Origin of the sequence: Haladaptatus caseinilyticus, assembly GCF_026248685.1 — an archaeon.
Lineage (GTDB): Archaea > Halobacteriota > Halobacteria > Halobacteriales > Haladaptataceae > Haladaptatus > Haladaptatus caseinilyticus.
The window spans coordinates 282,322-296,925 of sequence record NZ_CP111041.1; the positions used below are offsets into that span (position 1 = coordinate 282,322).

At 54.8% G+C, this 14,604-nt stretch carries 14 protein-coding genes; 5 read left to right on the forward strand and 9 right to left on the reverse strand.

From position 1 onward, the window contains the following. Positions 1-37: 37 nt before the first annotated feature. A complete protein-coding gene (locus tag OOF89_RS21405) occupies positions 38-472 on the reverse strand; it encodes a DoxX family protein (protein WP_266081856.1) in 435 nt (144 codons plus the stop codon). A 421-nt stretch (positions 473-893) separates the two neighbouring features. Between OOF89_RS21405 and OOF89_RS21410 the strand changes: the two genes are divergently transcribed. The 4 genes from OOF89_RS21410 to OOF89_RS21420 all read left to right on the forward strand — a co-directional run bounded on the left by OOF89_RS21410 (position 894) and on the right by OOF89_RS21420 (position 2,795). Further along, the gene (locus OOF89_RS21410; protein WP_266081858.1) at positions 894-1,451 is read left to right on the forward strand and encodes a dihydrofolate reductase family protein; all 558 of its coding nucleotides are present in this window, start codon (positions 894-896) and stop codon (positions 1,449-1,451) included. A gap of 24 nt (positions 1,452-1,475) precedes the next feature. After that, positions 1,476-1,796: an enolase C-terminal domain-like protein gene (locus OOF89_RS24580; RefSeq protein WP_328517204.1), complete on the forward strand. Its 321-nt coding sequence runs from the start codon at positions 1,476-1,478 to the stop codon at positions 1,794-1,796. Between the two features lie 130 nt (positions 1,797-1,926). After that, entirely contained in the window at positions 1,927-2,214 is a 288-nt protein-coding gene (locus OOF89_RS21415; protein ID WP_266082808.1) for a DUF211 domain-containing protein, read from the forward strand. Continuing rightward, positions 2,214-2,795, forward strand: coding sequence for a VIT1/CCC1 transporter family protein (locus tag OOF89_RS21420; protein ID WP_266081860.1), 582 nt, complete (start codon positions 2,214-2,216; stop codon positions 2,793-2,795). Before OOF89_RS21415 ends, OOF89_RS21420 begins: the two co-directional genes overlap by 1 nt. A 171-nt stretch (positions 2,796-2,966) precedes the next feature. Here the strand turns inward: OOF89_RS21420 and OOF89_RS21425 are convergent, their stop codons facing one another. The 8 genes from OOF89_RS21425 to OOF89_RS21460 all read right to left on the reverse strand — a co-directional run bounded on the left by OOF89_RS21425 (position 2,967) and on the right by OOF89_RS21460 (position 13,365). Next, positions 2,967-3,836, reverse strand: a complete 870-nt coding sequence (locus OOF89_RS21425; protein WP_266081863.1) for a universal stress protein — start codon at positions 3,834-3,836, stop codon at positions 2,967-2,969. Positions 3,837-4,416: 580 nt separating this feature from the next. After that, positions 4,417-6,663, reverse strand: coding sequence for an amino acid permease (locus OOF89_RS21430; RefSeq protein ID WP_266081865.1), 2,247 nt, complete (start codon positions 6,661-6,663; stop codon positions 4,417-4,419). Beyond that, positions 6,660-7,052: a universal stress protein gene (locus OOF89_RS21435; RefSeq protein WP_328517205.1), complete on the reverse strand. Its 393-nt coding sequence runs from the start codon at positions 7,050-7,052 to the stop codon at positions 6,660-6,662. Before OOF89_RS21435 ends, OOF89_RS21430 begins: the two co-directional genes overlap by 4 nt. Positions 7,053-7,147: 95 nt before the next feature. After that, on the reverse strand, positions 7,148-7,924 hold the full coding sequence (locus OOF89_RS21440) for a winged helix-turn-helix transcriptional regulator (RefSeq protein WP_266081867.1): 777 nt from the start codon (positions 7,922-7,924) through the stop codon (positions 7,148-7,150). Positions 7,925-8,492: 568 nt separating this feature from the next. Then, a complete protein-coding gene (locus tag OOF89_RS21445; RefSeq protein ID WP_266081868.1) occupies positions 8,493-9,374 on the reverse strand; it encodes a halocarboxylic acid dehydrogenase DehI family protein in 882 nt (293 codons plus the stop codon). Positions 9,375-9,860: 486 nt separating this feature from the next. Then, positions 9,861-11,357 carry a cobyric acid synthase gene (locus tag OOF89_RS21450; RefSeq protein WP_266081870.1) on the reverse strand — a complete coding sequence of 499 codons (1,497 nt, stop codon included), beginning with the start codon at positions 11,355-11,357 and terminating at the stop codon, positions 9,861-9,863. After that, the gene (locus tag OOF89_RS21455; RefSeq protein ID WP_266081872.1) at positions 11,357-12,064 is read right to left on the reverse strand and encodes a cob(I)yrinic acid a,c-diamide adenosyltransferase; all 708 of its coding nucleotides are present in this window, start codon (positions 12,062-12,064) and stop codon (positions 11,357-11,359) included. Before OOF89_RS21455 ends, OOF89_RS21450 begins: the two co-directional genes overlap by 1 nt. Positions 12,065-12,066: 2 nt before the next feature. Further along, entirely contained in the window at positions 12,067-13,365 is a 1,299-nt protein-coding gene (locus OOF89_RS21460; RefSeq protein ID WP_266081874.1) for a cobyrinic acid a,c-diamide synthase, read from the reverse strand. 166 nt (positions 13,366-13,531) lie between these two features. Here OOF89_RS21460 and OOF89_RS21465 point away from each other — a divergent pair, with 166 nt between their 5' ends. Continuing rightward, positions 13,532-14,590 carry a PGF-CTERM-anchored ABC transporter substrate-binding protein gene (locus OOF89_RS21465; RefSeq protein WP_266081876.1) on the forward strand — a complete coding sequence of 353 codons (1,059 nt, stop codon included), beginning with the start codon at positions 13,532-13,534 and terminating at the stop codon, positions 14,588-14,590. Positions 14,591-14,604: the final 14 nt, after the last annotated feature.

Genomic DNA, 14,604 nt, shown 5'->3' on the forward strand with positions numbered 1-14,604 from the left:
GGCGTACAGAATCCGGTAAAAGAGACTAATCGATCAGTTATTCACCGATCGGTAACATCGAAGTCGACCGGTCATCGACCACGGTTTCGTCTACCGATAGGTTACCCGCCCCAATCGACATGAGAGCCAACGAAACCAAACATAGCACGATCGTGAGTTCTGAGTCGGAGAATCCTTCCGGAAGATGGACGAGGAACGTCGCAACGAACATATTGATCGCAACCGCGAGTGCGGCAAACCGCGTGAGAAAGCCCACCAGAATACAGAGACCGCCGACGAGTTCAACGAGTGCAACGACCCATGCGACGACAGATGGTGCAGGAATACCGAGATTGGCGAGAAATCCCGTAAACTGAGTCATCGGCATCGCGGCTGGACCGGCCGAGAACATTTTTCCAGCACCGTGGACGACCATAATACTGCCAACCGCCAAGCGAACCAGAAGCGCGCCAATCGAATGATTGAGGGACATAGTCGAGTTCTTTCGAGATGGGATAAATAAGTTTATAATACAGCAGAATATTCCGACTGCTCTTTTTTAGTATTAGTTGGATAGATACACTAGAAGAATCGTAGTGGATCGGTTTTTGGATGAGAGTTCTATACGGTGCGTCAACCCACGAGGTCCACGCCGTCAATCTCGCTTGAGCCATCGATTGATCGAGGGTAATCGATTAACGGGACTCTAACCAGATCTAATCTTCCGTGCTATGCCGATTGGCTGCCGTAGACAGCAAAAAGACCACATGAAGTGGCAAAAGTGATTTCGGTTAGCTGACCGCAGATGCCGTTCCGTCAGTGTGACACTCATGGTGATGTAAGATGATACGTGGTTGGCTGATGGTAGGTAGTCTTTATGTTGCCAGATCGCTTTCTAAACGGCGATTGAAGCGATGAAGACCCAATACTATACATCAACAAGCATCGACGGGTATCTCGCCGATGAGGATAACTCACTCGACTGGCTGTTCCAATTTGGAGAAATAGAGGAAATCGACGGCGTGGATGAGGACTTCTCACAGTTCGTAGAGCAGGTTGGTGCCTTGGCTATGGGCTCGACGACATACGAGTGGATCATCGAGCATGAAAACGTACGCGAGGACCCGGAAAAGTGGCCGTATGAGATTCCAGCGTGGGTATTCAGCAGTCGGAACTTACCGAAGGTCGATGGCGCAGACATTCACTTCGTGCAGGGAGATGTTGCACCCGTCCATGCGGATATGGTGAAAGCCGCAGACGGCAAGAATATTTGGCTTGTCGGTGGGGGTGAACTTGTCGGGCAATTCTATGATCACGATCTACTCGACGAGATCATTCTCAGTGTTGCTCCCGTCACGCTCGGTTCAGGTGCACCACTATTACCGCGTGAGATTACCACTCCGCCTCTGAAACTGGCTAGCATGCAGAAACTCGGCGATGTTTTCGCGGTTCTAACCTACGAGGTGCAATAGCTCCACGAGGGCAGAGTCAAGAGATTGTTTCGAGAGGCAGTCAATGTTCCCATCGCTGCTGACGGGAGTGACTTTACGCCACAAGATGCAATCCAAGTCGAAGTCCAGTATGACCCAGATATCACAAATATAAAAATAGGTAAGTCAGGATCGCTCACTGCTGCGGATATTATCGCTATTGCTCAAGGTGCAAATATAGACCTCATGATCGGTTGTCTGCTCGAAAGTGCTATGGGGATCCCTACGAGTGCACATGTCGCCGCTGGTACTGACGCGTTCTCCTATGTGGACCTCGATGGAAATCGCCTCCTTGCGATGGAATATCTCGAACGTAGCCTTGCTTAACATCCCTGTCTCACTGATCTCACACAGAACGCTAATAGTGCCGAATTATCCTGAAGTATCGATTCACATCCAATTTTTCCGATGTTCGTCCACCAAATGAACTTTAAACTGTGCATTGTAAGATAGTATGATGGCACCTGTAAAGCGACTGGTTATCGATGTACTGAAACCGCACGAACCGCCGACAATCGAATTCGCTCAACACATCGCTGGGACGAGCAACGTCGCTGCTGTCAACGCGACACTCATCGAACTTGACCAAGAAGTTAAAAATTTGAAACTTACGCTCGAAGGCGATGGAATCGTGTACGACGATGTCAGAACGTCTGTCAAAGATGCAGGAGGAACGATCCACTCGGTCGATCAGGTCGTTTGTGGAGAGCACCTCGTCGAAGATGCACCCACGCCTCAGGACTGATGGGGGCGGAAAACTCGACGTCCCTTTTGGAACGTATCGATGATAGGATTGGACCCATCGCGAGACGATACTTCGTCTCGAATGGATTTGACGGCGCTCTGACTGGCGTCGGTGTTACCGTCAGCGCGTATCTCTCCGGTGTCTCGGATGGGTTTCAGGTCATTGCGATCGGACTCGGTGGCGCTGTCGGACTGACGACCTCAGGTGTCTGGAGCGTTTGGGAGATCGAACGCGCCGAGATGCGCGCAGAACTACACGATTTGGAGGATGCAATGCTCACCGACCTGAGCGACACGCGGATTGAGCGCGATAAGACCAGCAACCAGGTCATCAATGCCCTCATGAGCGGTCTCGGCCCGTTATGTGGGCTCGTGGTGCCGCTCGTTCCGTTTCTGTTTCAGGGCGCAGCACTCTCATTGCTCCACGCAACCATTCTCTCGGTTGCAATCGCGTGCGGCGTTCTGTTCGCCTTTGGCGCGTACATGGCGTCGATATCGCGTCAGCGGTGGTATGTCGCCGGGATTCGGATGGGAATCGCCGGTATCGTCGTTGCACTCATCAACATTTTCCTCCCCGGATAGCTCTCATCTCTCGTCAGCAAAGGCGAGAGCGGGCACTTTTCTGGTGATTCGACCGAGATGAGACGAGAACGTAGCACCAGATATCGTAGCCTCATCGGCAATAGTAACGGCAATCCGTGGTATGTAGTAAGAGATATACTATCGTCCGTAAAACATCTTCTCACTGTATCGCTACTCTGTTTTTCTAACCGTGATAACGGGGACTGGTGCAGAGCGTACAGTCTTTTCGGCGACGCTGCCGAGCAAGATGCGGTCGGTTCCACGTCTTCCTTTCGTGCCCATCACGACGGCGTGGACGTCGTTCGTCTCGATACAGCCTAGGATTTTCGAAATGGGTGACCCGTATTCGACGTGTCGAACGGTGTTCGTAATGCCGTGTGACTCCGCCTCCGAAAGGAGGTCGTCCACAAATTTGGTCGTTGCCTGCTCAGTCTCCTGGTTCGAGATAGCCGATCGAATGTCCGGACCGAGCGACGTGTCGTCAACGACGGACAGGACATGTACAGTTGCATCGAGGGCTGCCGCGAGTGAAATCCCGTGCTGGGCGGCATAAGTAGCGCTTGTACTGCCGTCTGTTGGGATGAGGATGTTCTCATAAGGGAACGCGAACTGTTCGTCGGGTTGCATCCGAGCCGTGAGAACGGGCACCGAAGACAGGCGCACGACCTTCTCGGACACGCTCCCGATGAGATATCTGGAGACACCCTCTCTGCCGTGGGTCGGCATCACGATCAAATCGTGATTGTAGCGCTCAGCGTACTCGACGATCGTTGGCGCTGGATTTCCTTGGACGACGTCGGAGTCGTAGTCGACACCAAGTGTGCGAAGGGTTTCTTTAGCCTCTTCGACGATGGCTTGCCCTACTTGAACAAGTGCATCCACAGGATGGCCTTCGACGACAGTGATGCTGTCACGAGTGGTGTCAGCTACGTAGAGAACGTGTATTGTCGCATCGCTCCAGTGTGCAATTTCGCTGGCGTGATGGAGTACTTCCGCCGATCCCTCGGTTCCATCGAACGGAAGCAGAATATCTTCGTACATGGATGTTGTAGGGAATTACGGGGCGAATCCGCTTATTAGTTTACTCGCTTCAGAGCGTGACTCTGTCGAACAGAGAGCGGAGGAATCTATACTGACTCGACTCCTGCAATCGAGTGAACAGGATCGTTGAACGCGAATATTCTCCTACCTAATCGGATGCATCCCAGAAGACAACGTCGTAGCGGAAAGATTGACCCAACATGCACATACAATCCCTGAGGAATTATCCAGCACAGTCAAAATAGAGACCTATACGCTTGTTCCACACAGGGTTTCATACATGGCGAATTCCAGTCCCGCCGCATTCATACTGGGTATCATGCTCGGAATCGTACTCGTAGTCCATGGGTGTCGGAGTCTACATATTCTCTGACCTCGCGAGCATCACTGCACTCATTCCAGCCCTCTTCGGTGTTCTCATTACAAGTTTGGGTGGATGGGGCGCCGGACGAATCGACAACGGTTCGCCGCTTACGGAATCGGCCTACTGGCAGTGCTCGGAGTGTTGGGATCGACGCGTGGCAATTCATATTCAGGTGCAGCTACCAAACTCTAAACATGAACTGAGATTTGCGAGAGTCTATCGACCCAATAGTCGTTCCCAGAGTGACCGGGTATGGGGCCGCTCGGCAAGGAGTACGGTCGTGTCGAGGTTGTCAAGTACGGACAGCGTCAGCGATCCGCCGGCGATTCGCGAAAGCACCCCGCGCTCTGTCGCCCCGACGATGACCAATGTCCGGCCAGTCGCCGCATTCCCGATTGCCGTTTCTACGTCGCCTGTCTCCACCAGTAGTTCGGTCTCGCCTAGCCCATGATCAGCGATCCATTCCTCGATGAACTCCCGGCCAACCGTCGGATCGTCGGCTACGTGGAGGACAGAGACGTGTGCGTCGACCATCTCCTGTAGTGCCCGTGCGACCTCCGCAGACAAGTCCGAGGAGTGGCCACCCGCAATCGGCAGTAGAATCTCGCTCGGGTCGAACCCTCCCTCGTCGAGGACGAGTACGTCACACGGCAGGTCGTGGATCAGCTCATCAAGTGTTCCTTCGGCACGGCTCCCGGCGAGTTGCGTCCCTCTGTGACCCATGATGAGCCTGTCAACGTTGTGGGTTCGAGCCGCATCGAACACCTCATCGAGGGTCTCGTGTGAGAGGATCGTTCGCGTCTCGATAGGTACTCCGAGCCGTTCGGCGTCGACCTGAGCGTCGGCCAGAAGTTGTTCCGAGGTCTCGGATAATCGCTCGTGTTGATTGGCCGCAGCCACCAACGACGTCTGGTCTGGCACCTGAATGACATGGGTCGCGAGGAGCTGTCCGCTGTCGTGCTTCGCGAGGGCTGCCGCTAGTGCGACAAGTGAGTGTTCGGTCCGGGGGTTCGAGAGCGCCACCATCGTCGTTGGAGCATCTCTGCTAACGTCATCCGGAGCGACAGTTGCTGTTGCGTCGACGACGGGTGAAGGCAGGTCTGCCCCGCGATCCAGAATGCGCCGGCTAAGGAGTCCCTGTCCGTTGACCCGACTGCGTGCGTATGCGAAATACCACAGTACGGCCGCGATGACGAAAACTGCCGATAGGAGCAGTTCTTGCTGCCCAACGAATGCCAGCAATCCAATCGAGAGAACCATCCCAAGGAGAGGTGTGAGGGGATACAGCGGTACCCGAAACGCCGGATTGTAGTCGGGGTCTGTCTCTCGGAACACGATGAGTGCGGCGTTCATCAGCGCGTAGACGACGAGATGGAGAACGCTCGCCGCTTTAGCCAGCACCTCGATATCCTGCCCCAAGAGCACGATGAACACGACTATCATTCCACCCGTGAGGACGATCGACCGGAAAGGGGTTGCATAGGCGGGATGAATCTCGTTGAGCCAGTTAGTGACAATCCGGTCTCTGCCCATCGCGAAGTTGATTCGCGCCGACGCCAGAATCGATGCGTTTGCGCTCGATGCCGTCGCGAGCAATGCACCGAGGGTCACGATAGTGACGGCTACACCGACGAATCCACCGGGGAAAGCGATCTGTGTGACCTGGATTAGTGGCGCCGTCTGACTCAGCTCGGTCCAGGGAACCACGCCGAGCATGACGCTCACGAGGATTGCGTAGACCACCGTTACGATGGCAACGCTACCGATAATCGCAATAGGCAGGTTCCGGCCGGGATTTTTCAATTCCTCGGCGACGGTCGCAATCTTTGCGTAGCCTAAAAAGGAGACGAATATCAGTGCTGTCCCGGGGAGAATCGCACCGTAGCCTAGCGGCACAAGACCACCCTCACTTAGTAGCGTGCTAATGTCGAACGATAGCCAGCCCTGGATTGCGAAGAGAGCGAGAATCAACAACAGGATTATCACGATGACTGTCTGGACACCCCCAGTCTCCTTGGCACCGATGTAGTTTACTCCGACGAAGACGATGCCTGCTACAAGCGCTCCAATCTGTATATCAGTGAGAAAGAGGATGCTTGGAATCGGTAGCAACGTGGTGAGATATTGTCCGAAGCCGATACAGTAGAAGGCCGAGGCGAATGCGAGACCCATCCAGTCGCCAAGGCCAGCGATGGACCCGAATAGTGGGCCAAGAGCGCGGTTGACGTAGTAGTAACCGCCGCCTGCTTTGGGCATCGCCGTTCCCAGTTCAGAGACCGACAGCGCGTTCACCATCGCGATCAGTCCGCCAATCACGAATGACACGACGACGATAGGGCCAGCGGTACTAGCGGCAATACCTGGCAGGACGAAGATACCCGCCCCGATCATCGTGCCGATTCCGATGGTCAGTGCCGAGAGCAGCCCGAGATCCTTTGCGAGTTCCGTGTCGCTGGTGCTCATTTATTTCCTCGCTCCGATATCGAGATAACCGGTCGGTCTGCCTCGATGAGTAGCTGGAGTGAGCGATCACCAGCGAGCCACTTGATGGGGCGTGTGGCTCTACGTGGCCTGAAGACAACGGCACTCGCACCGATCTCGTCTGCGACCTCTTCTGATTGCTCGACGGGTATCTTGTCGGGAACTCCCTCTCCCTTCTCAACGACGTGGAGAACAGTAATCCACTCGAATTCGTAGGATTCGAGAATCTGTGCTGTTATCCGTGCATCCTTCTGATTGGCGACGGGGACGATGGCGTGTTGGGTCAAGTGACTGGTCATATATGTGTTACTCAAGATTGGGGTGGACGATGTCGTCGGATCCGCAACCCGAGCAGGTGTCTGGTTGCTCATCGAGCGTTCCTCCACAGTTTCGGCGTCCGTACAAACCGGCTCTTCGGCAAACCTGTGTCGGGTTCGCTGGACGAGTGAAACCATTTCGGTTCATCTCACGATGTTGTCTCCTCTGGGGGAGGGACCTGAAACGCCTCGAATGCACGAGCGTCGGTGCGATGGCGTGAGAGCAGTGTTACAATGTCATCGGACTGGATGACAGTGTCGCCGTGTGGCATAATCTCCTGGTTGTCCCGTTCGATGGCAATGACTAGGGTATCCTCGTCGAGAATTCCCGTCCGGTTGGCCTCTTCCAGTGACATACCCGTAATCGGAGCTTTGGCGGCGATGTTCACCGTGAGTATTTTCGCGTTCCCTGTGAGATCGATGAAGTCGTTCAATGCCGGCGTTCGCGGCCTGTCATCGGGGTTGAATGGCTCGTAGGGATCGAACAGTTCGTCTTCGAGCAAGTCTTCGTCTTCGATCTCGATACCAAGTTTGGAGAGACTTCGAGAAATTCGCTGCAGATCTTTCGTGCTCTCACCGATAGCCAGTACGTGGAGATTCCGACGTCCTGTCATCAACGATCGAACGTTAATTACACCAGGGATGGCCCGAGCCTCGTGAGCGAGTGCCTCACGCTCCGGGACGGAAACGTTACACAGGTAGAGATTTCTGAGTTTTCCCCCGGCCGTCTCGAAGTCGATGTGTGCCTGATAGCCCGTTATGATACCGAGATCTTCGAGTTTATCGATTCGATTACGCACCGTTGCTCCTGAAACGTTAGTGTTCTCGGCAATCGAGGTAGCTGTGGCCCGGCCTTCTCGCATGAGAGCGTAAATGATGCGCCGATCGAGGTCATCAAGCCGGTATCCCTTCTCATCCATCGTCATCGGTCTTGTTTCCTGATTGGTTTCGGAAATCGAAATATTTTCCGCTTACTTTGCCGTTCCCGGTTCATATACACCCTCTAGCTTTGGAAGGACAAATAGTATTGGAAAATCCAGGAGAGTAGTATCCCAGCGAGTATGCTCATCACTGGGAGATCGAAAGCGCCGATAGGGGTATCAAGCGACTCATTGTTGTTAGGACCTCGAAAAACTCTGTCCTGCGAGACTTCTACATCGTATTCGAATGATTTGTATTCGATCCGGCGTACAGTCGACTCGCTCGTCCACATCAAGATGACGAGCGGGTACGAGCAGTTACCCATTGTGACGGCGAACACGATCCTCACGCTTCCAGAGGAGACTAGTGTCGGTTAGGGACCGAGTTTTGACACATGAATATCGCTCGATGAACAACTGTGCTGCCTCGAGCAGCCGTTCTGTGGCGGACATGGAGAGAGGAAGTGATTCGTTAGTTGCTCCAACTGTAGGCGTCCAAGAATTTCGGGATCATATCGTCGAAAAAGGGCCAGTAGTGCACGTCCAGTTGCGTGAATAGCCGTGCGATTTTGGCCTACCAGTCGCGCTCACCGACTTCGTCGACGGTCGCTGCCCAGAGATGCAGCCCGGGGAGGACATCGTCGACCGCACCCTCGTCAAACTCTCGAAACAGCTCTTGAACGTCCGTTATTAGGTCGTCGTCGAACCCCCGAATTCTGAGCGAGTCGGGCTCGAGGCGTGGTGAGTAAGGGGTCGCATCCACGAACGTGTCGGTACACTCGTCGGCACGGTCACATACGGTCATGAACGTCTCGCTCTCCAACACTGGTCCCAAGTCTTCCCAAAGCGAATTGAACAGCTTAGGCCACTGTGCGATACACCGGTAAATACTCGGCAACCCGTCTTCGAAGCCGTGGAACTGCTGGAATGCGGCGGCTGTCTCGGCGATATCTGCGGCGAATTCGTCGAAGGGGACCATCGACGGGGTGTGGCCACGATCCGCATCGAGCCAATCCGGAAATGGGGCTGTCGTTTCGCGATTGGCTCCCGGTTCAGTGCCTACAGAGCCGTCGTGCAGAGCGCGATTCGTTACTCGAAAAAGAACCGCGAGTCGAGGTGCGACGATGTCGAATGTGGCGAGTTGTTCCCGCAGTTCGGTGTATTCGGCGGGTGCGACGTCGAGGTTCGTTCGACTATACGTAGGTATCGTGGCATTATCCTCGACGGTTGAAAGGACGACATCACGGTAGCGAACCGAGAACCGCGCAAACCCTCGCGTCTCAAAGAGTGGCTTGACCTGCGACCATAGGTACCGACAGAACTCGGGATAATTTGCCATCGTTGTTCGCCAGATCCAGTTGACGATGGGTGCACGGAATGTCGCTCGAATGTCATCGTAGATGCCCCGCTTCCACCCTGTTGCCTCCATCTCGTAGAGTTGTTCGCTCGTGTTCATGCGGGGTCATCACTCCCTGGAGTCTTAATTGGTCATCTCGACGTGGGACCTGTTATACGAATCTCTGCGTATCTACATTATAGAAAAATCGATCAAAATAGAATACGCAAACCGCAAAGTGGGGAATATCTCGGGCTCGAAGCACGTCACTCTTGCCGACCACCGCATCATGACACAGGCAGGGAATTCAGTGGAGAACTCAGTAGCGATATGCAACGAATCGGCCGTGTTATCGGTGGAACTGCTCCCAAGAGAACGAACCAGTCCTTACCCGGAACAGCACGCACCTCAAACGAATACCGGATCTCAACGTACAGACATGATAAAGAAGCACCAAGGGATTACTGTGATCGAAGCCGCACCGGCAATTCGTCTTCCGTCCACATCGTAATCTCTGACTCGAACGAAAGCGAAGCGCCCTCTTCTGCCAACGTCGATGTCCCCAGTAGCGTGGTCGGATCCGAATGAAGACTGGGAGGAAATCAATTACAGATCGATATCGGGAAATTCCCGAAATAGATGGGGTACGTTCCGCTCAAGGAGATCAGCAGCAGCATCGTAGGGAGACTGAAACGAATCCCCCTCATCGAGGTACGGCTTTCCTGCTGATTGGAACACTGCCTTCACGAACGCTGTTCGAACATTTTCGTTTTCAAAGAGACCGTGGAGGTACGTACCAAGGATGGAATTCACCGCGGCGCTCCCTTCACCAAGCGGTCTCTCGACTGACTGAATTGCGGTCGTTTGGCCCATGTGAATTTCGTACCCCCGAACCGTACCGCTCGTCCCAGCCAGTAATCCAACCGAGTTTATCGTCCGAGTGACTCGCTCAACGTGTTTCTCGGTGGTAAAGCGCGTTTCGACGGGAAGTAAACCGAAACCACGCACGACGTTGTGGTCGTCAGTACTTTCGAGTGCGGCGTTCGTGATTCGTTCACCAAGCATCTGATAGCCACCACAAAGCCCGACAATAGGTCCAGAGAAGTTCGCTAACTGCTCGCCGAATCCCGTGTTCCGCAGAGCGAGCAGATCGTCGACGGTGTTTTTCGATCCGGGGAGCACAACAGCATCGACGTGGGCAAGGGACGACTGGAGAGGAAGGTACGCGACACGGACACCCGGCTCGTTCGTTAGCGGTTCGAGATCGGTGAAATTCGAGATGCGTGGTACCCGTGGAACACCGATCGTGACGGCACGAGAGTCCGGAATACCGTCATCGTCACCGATAATCTCCAGCTTCTCTTGTTGTGGCAGTGAAACACTGTCCTCCTCCGGGAGACCGGGATCGTCATACGGTAATATGCCGAGAATCGGGACGCCCGTTCGATCTTCGATCAATTTGATACCGGGGGTCAACAACGTCTCGTCCCCACGGAATTTCGTGATGACTGCCCCCTGAACACGGTCACGGACATCATCGGGCATGAGTTCCAGCGCTCCGTACAAACTGGCGAACGCACCGCCCCGTTCGATATCGACGAGTAAGAGGATCGATGCGTCCGCAAACCGTGCGGTCTCCACATTCGAGAGGTCCCGGTGGTGAAGATTGATTTCAGCGATGCTACCGGCTCCTTCAGCGACGATGACATCGTGGTTCGTTGCCAGTCGTTCGTAGGATTCGAATGCAGCGCGTTTGGCCCGCTCCCACTGTGACTCGTAATACGCTCCAGCGGCAACGTTTTCGACGGCCGTCCCTTGGATTATAAGTTGGCTTTCACCATCTCCACGTGGTTTGAGCAGAACGGGGTTCATATCCGTCGTCGCCGGGATTCGAGCTGCTCGTGCCTGTGTGTGCTGTGAAACGCCGATTTCGCCCCATTCTCCGTCTGGAGCAACGGCTACCCGAGCGTTGTTGCTCATGTTTTGTGCTTTGAACGGTGCGACCGACACGCCACGTCGGGCAAGAAGTCGGCACAGTCCCGCAGCAACGGTGCTCTTTCCGACGTGACTTTCGGTCCCCGCGATGAGCACCGTCTCCGTCATCAGTACTCGGTTCCTTTGCGGGCACGCTGCCCATCGTCGATGGGGTGTTCTTCCTTTCGGACGTTGGTGACGAGGTTCGCATGGTCGTAGAGGTACTCCGGTTTCCGATGGCCGCCCGTCAGGACCAACTCCAGATTATCCGGCTTGGATTCGATGAGAGTAATGAGCGATTCCGGATCGACCAACTCTCGATTCACCGCATAGATGATTTCGTCTAGAATCAGCATGTGGACTCCGTCCTCGGGAGGTCCGTCGAACGGAAGCGGTTCATCGAGCGATGCCTCGTCCGCTGCGTGGACGAGTTCTTTGGCCCGAGAAAACCCGGCCTTCGCCTTGGCAACGTGTTCGTCGTCGTCCGACCCGTCGAGGAATCCATGCCAACCGTAGTTCCCAGTGTTTTCGTACGTAAATCCGGGAACGTGCTCGATGGCGTTGTACTCCCCACGGACGTCTTCGACGCTCGACGCGCCCCCCTTCATGAACTGAAGCATGTGAACGCGATACCCATGTCCTGCGGCGCGAAATCCCATCCCTAACGAAGCGGTGGTCTTTCCTTTCCCATCGCCCCACCAAACTTGAACGAGGCCAAATTCGTCGGGAGCATCGGGTTCGATGGGTCGGGCCGTCGGTGTCCGTCCCTTGCCGGGGGTTTGCTTCAGCTGTTCGGTACGGTTCGTCTCGGTGGGATTGGAGTCGTTTTCTGACATTGTCACAATGAATCGATAAAGGCGTCGAACGCGCCACTCGCGGCGTGCACGTGACAGTACGTGCCGATCGTCTCGAACTCCGTCAATCCGTCATGCTCCCCGTCGATGCCGGTTCCTCGCCTCACATCGAAGGCGAAAGTGGCATCGCGTGCGACATCCGCGCTCGAATAATGAAATTCGTGTCCCCGAATCGTCGTTCCACTATCGAAATCGAACGGCTTCGAGCGGGCACGGAGTTCGACGTGGTCGAGTGCTTGGTATCGTTCGTGCATTCGGACGTCAGCAGGTAGTACTCCTGCCATCGAATACGTTTGCTCGTCCGTCGTGGTAAGTGATTCAGCTAATACCATTAGACCACCACATTCACCGAAAACCGGTAGTCCATCGCTCGCTCGCTTCGAAAGCGTCGAAAGCGATGGACTGTCGGCGAGTCGTTCTGTATGCAGTTCCGGATAGCCGCCAGGGAGATAGACGCCGTCGCAGTCTGGAAGGTCGTCACCTGCCGTTGGCGCGAACGTCACCACTTCTGCGCGGGCTCGAAGTCGTTCCATGACTGCGGGATAGACGAAGCGGAAGGCTGCGTCCTGAGCGACTGCGATACGACGATTCCGAGCGGAATTTGGTTCCCGCGTCGGTAGGCGAGGAGGCTCACGTGCGATATCCAGCAGTTGGTTTTCACGGAGATGTGTCGCAGCCTCATCGAGTGCATCCGTTTCTACTGGGTGTTCGTCACCCATCTGTAGTCCGAGGTGACGGTCCGGGATTTCGAGACCGGATATCGGTGGAATTCGACCGAAGTATGCCAACTCATCCGGGAGCGCTTCGCGGATACCTCGCTCATGACGCCCGCCGTGGGCGCGTTGGGCGATGATCCCGGCGACATCGATATCTCGACCCGTCCGTTCGGCGTACTCTCGGAACCCGAGTGCGGTCGCCGCGACGCTCTCCATTCCGGCGCTGGCATCAACGACGAGCACGACCGGAAGGTCAAGGACATCGGCGACCCGTGCAGTGCTCGACTGGTCTCCATCGTAGAGTCCCATCACGCCTTCGACGACGCAAACGTCACCGTTTCCACGGTCGTAATTTCGTCGCACTCCTTCTTCCCCCTCAAGCCACGTATCGAGTGTGCGAGAGGGTCGCCCCGCAATAGCGGCGTGATGACTCGGGTCGATGAAATCCGGGCCTGCTTTTGCGGGTTGGACTGTTTGACCCATCGCTTCGAGAGCGCGAATAACCGCGAGTGTTACGACGGTTTTGCCGACACCCGATGCCGTTCCAGCGATGACGAATCCGTTCATTTTTCGAGGGGATGGTGTGGGGGGACTGCCGTTGTGAATCGAACGATGAGTGAAACCTCGTCATTCGAGTCGGTTGTGCATCTCAAATGGACTAGCGATATACTCGACATATGAAAGTAAGGTTGTGTTAGGTAAATATTTATTGTATACGTCCAAAGGCAGTTACATGCGACAGAGGATACTCCTCATCAGTCTACTCCTGGTAGCAACGTTTGCGGTTCCACCGACAGCGACCGCAACAGCAACCCAACAGTCGAGCTGTTCGTTTCCAGTTTCAAAAGTGGATGCGACCGGGACGAGCGTAACGCTCGATGAAGAACCACAACGGGTCGTCACGCTCTCGCCGAGTGCTGCACAGATCATGTGGGAGATCGGTGCGAAGGACAAGGTTGTCGGTGTGACCCAGTACGCAAGTTACCTCAAAGATGCGGATAAAAAGGCGAACGTCTCCAGTACAGGGGAGTCGTTCGCAAACATCGAAACGGTAGTTTCGCTCGAACCGGATCTCGTTCTCGCTCCGAACTCCGTCTCGAAAAAGACGGTCAGAAAGCTCCGCGATACTGGTTTGACTGTGTACTACTATCGACAGGCGACTTCGGTTGAGGACGTATACCGTGACACGAGCGTCACCGGGACCCTCGTCGGTGAATGTGGTGGTGCAAAGAAAACCGTCTCGTGGATGAAAGACCGTATCGGAACCGTCCGAGAAGCAATAAAAGGAGAGCAACGCCCGGACGCACTCTACCTTTTCTATGGATATACGTCCGGAAAAGGGACGTTCGTTGACAGTATTATTCAAACCGCAGGTGGAAACAACGTCGCGACCAAAGTAGGGATCACCGACTATAAGCAGATCAACAAGGAAGTCGTTGTAAAGCAGAACCCCGATTGGATCATCCTCAACGACCAAGACCCAACCGTCCCGGACGAAACTGGATATCAGAATCTTACCGCTGTGCGGAACGACCGGACCATCGTAGTCCCAATCGAATACATGAACCAACCCGCACCGCGAGTTGTCTATGCCATCACGAATTTCACGAAACATTTCCATCCGGATGCATATGCGGCGGCGAACGCGACCATCACAGACGCTACGGCTGAAACCACTACCGATAGCGAAGAAACAACGACAACGGAATCGAACGGACAGCCGGGATTCGGTGTGACCAGTGTCGTCATCGGGATGCTCGGCGCACTACTCATCGTCCGTCGGTGGCAGTAAGGGAAAACCAATAC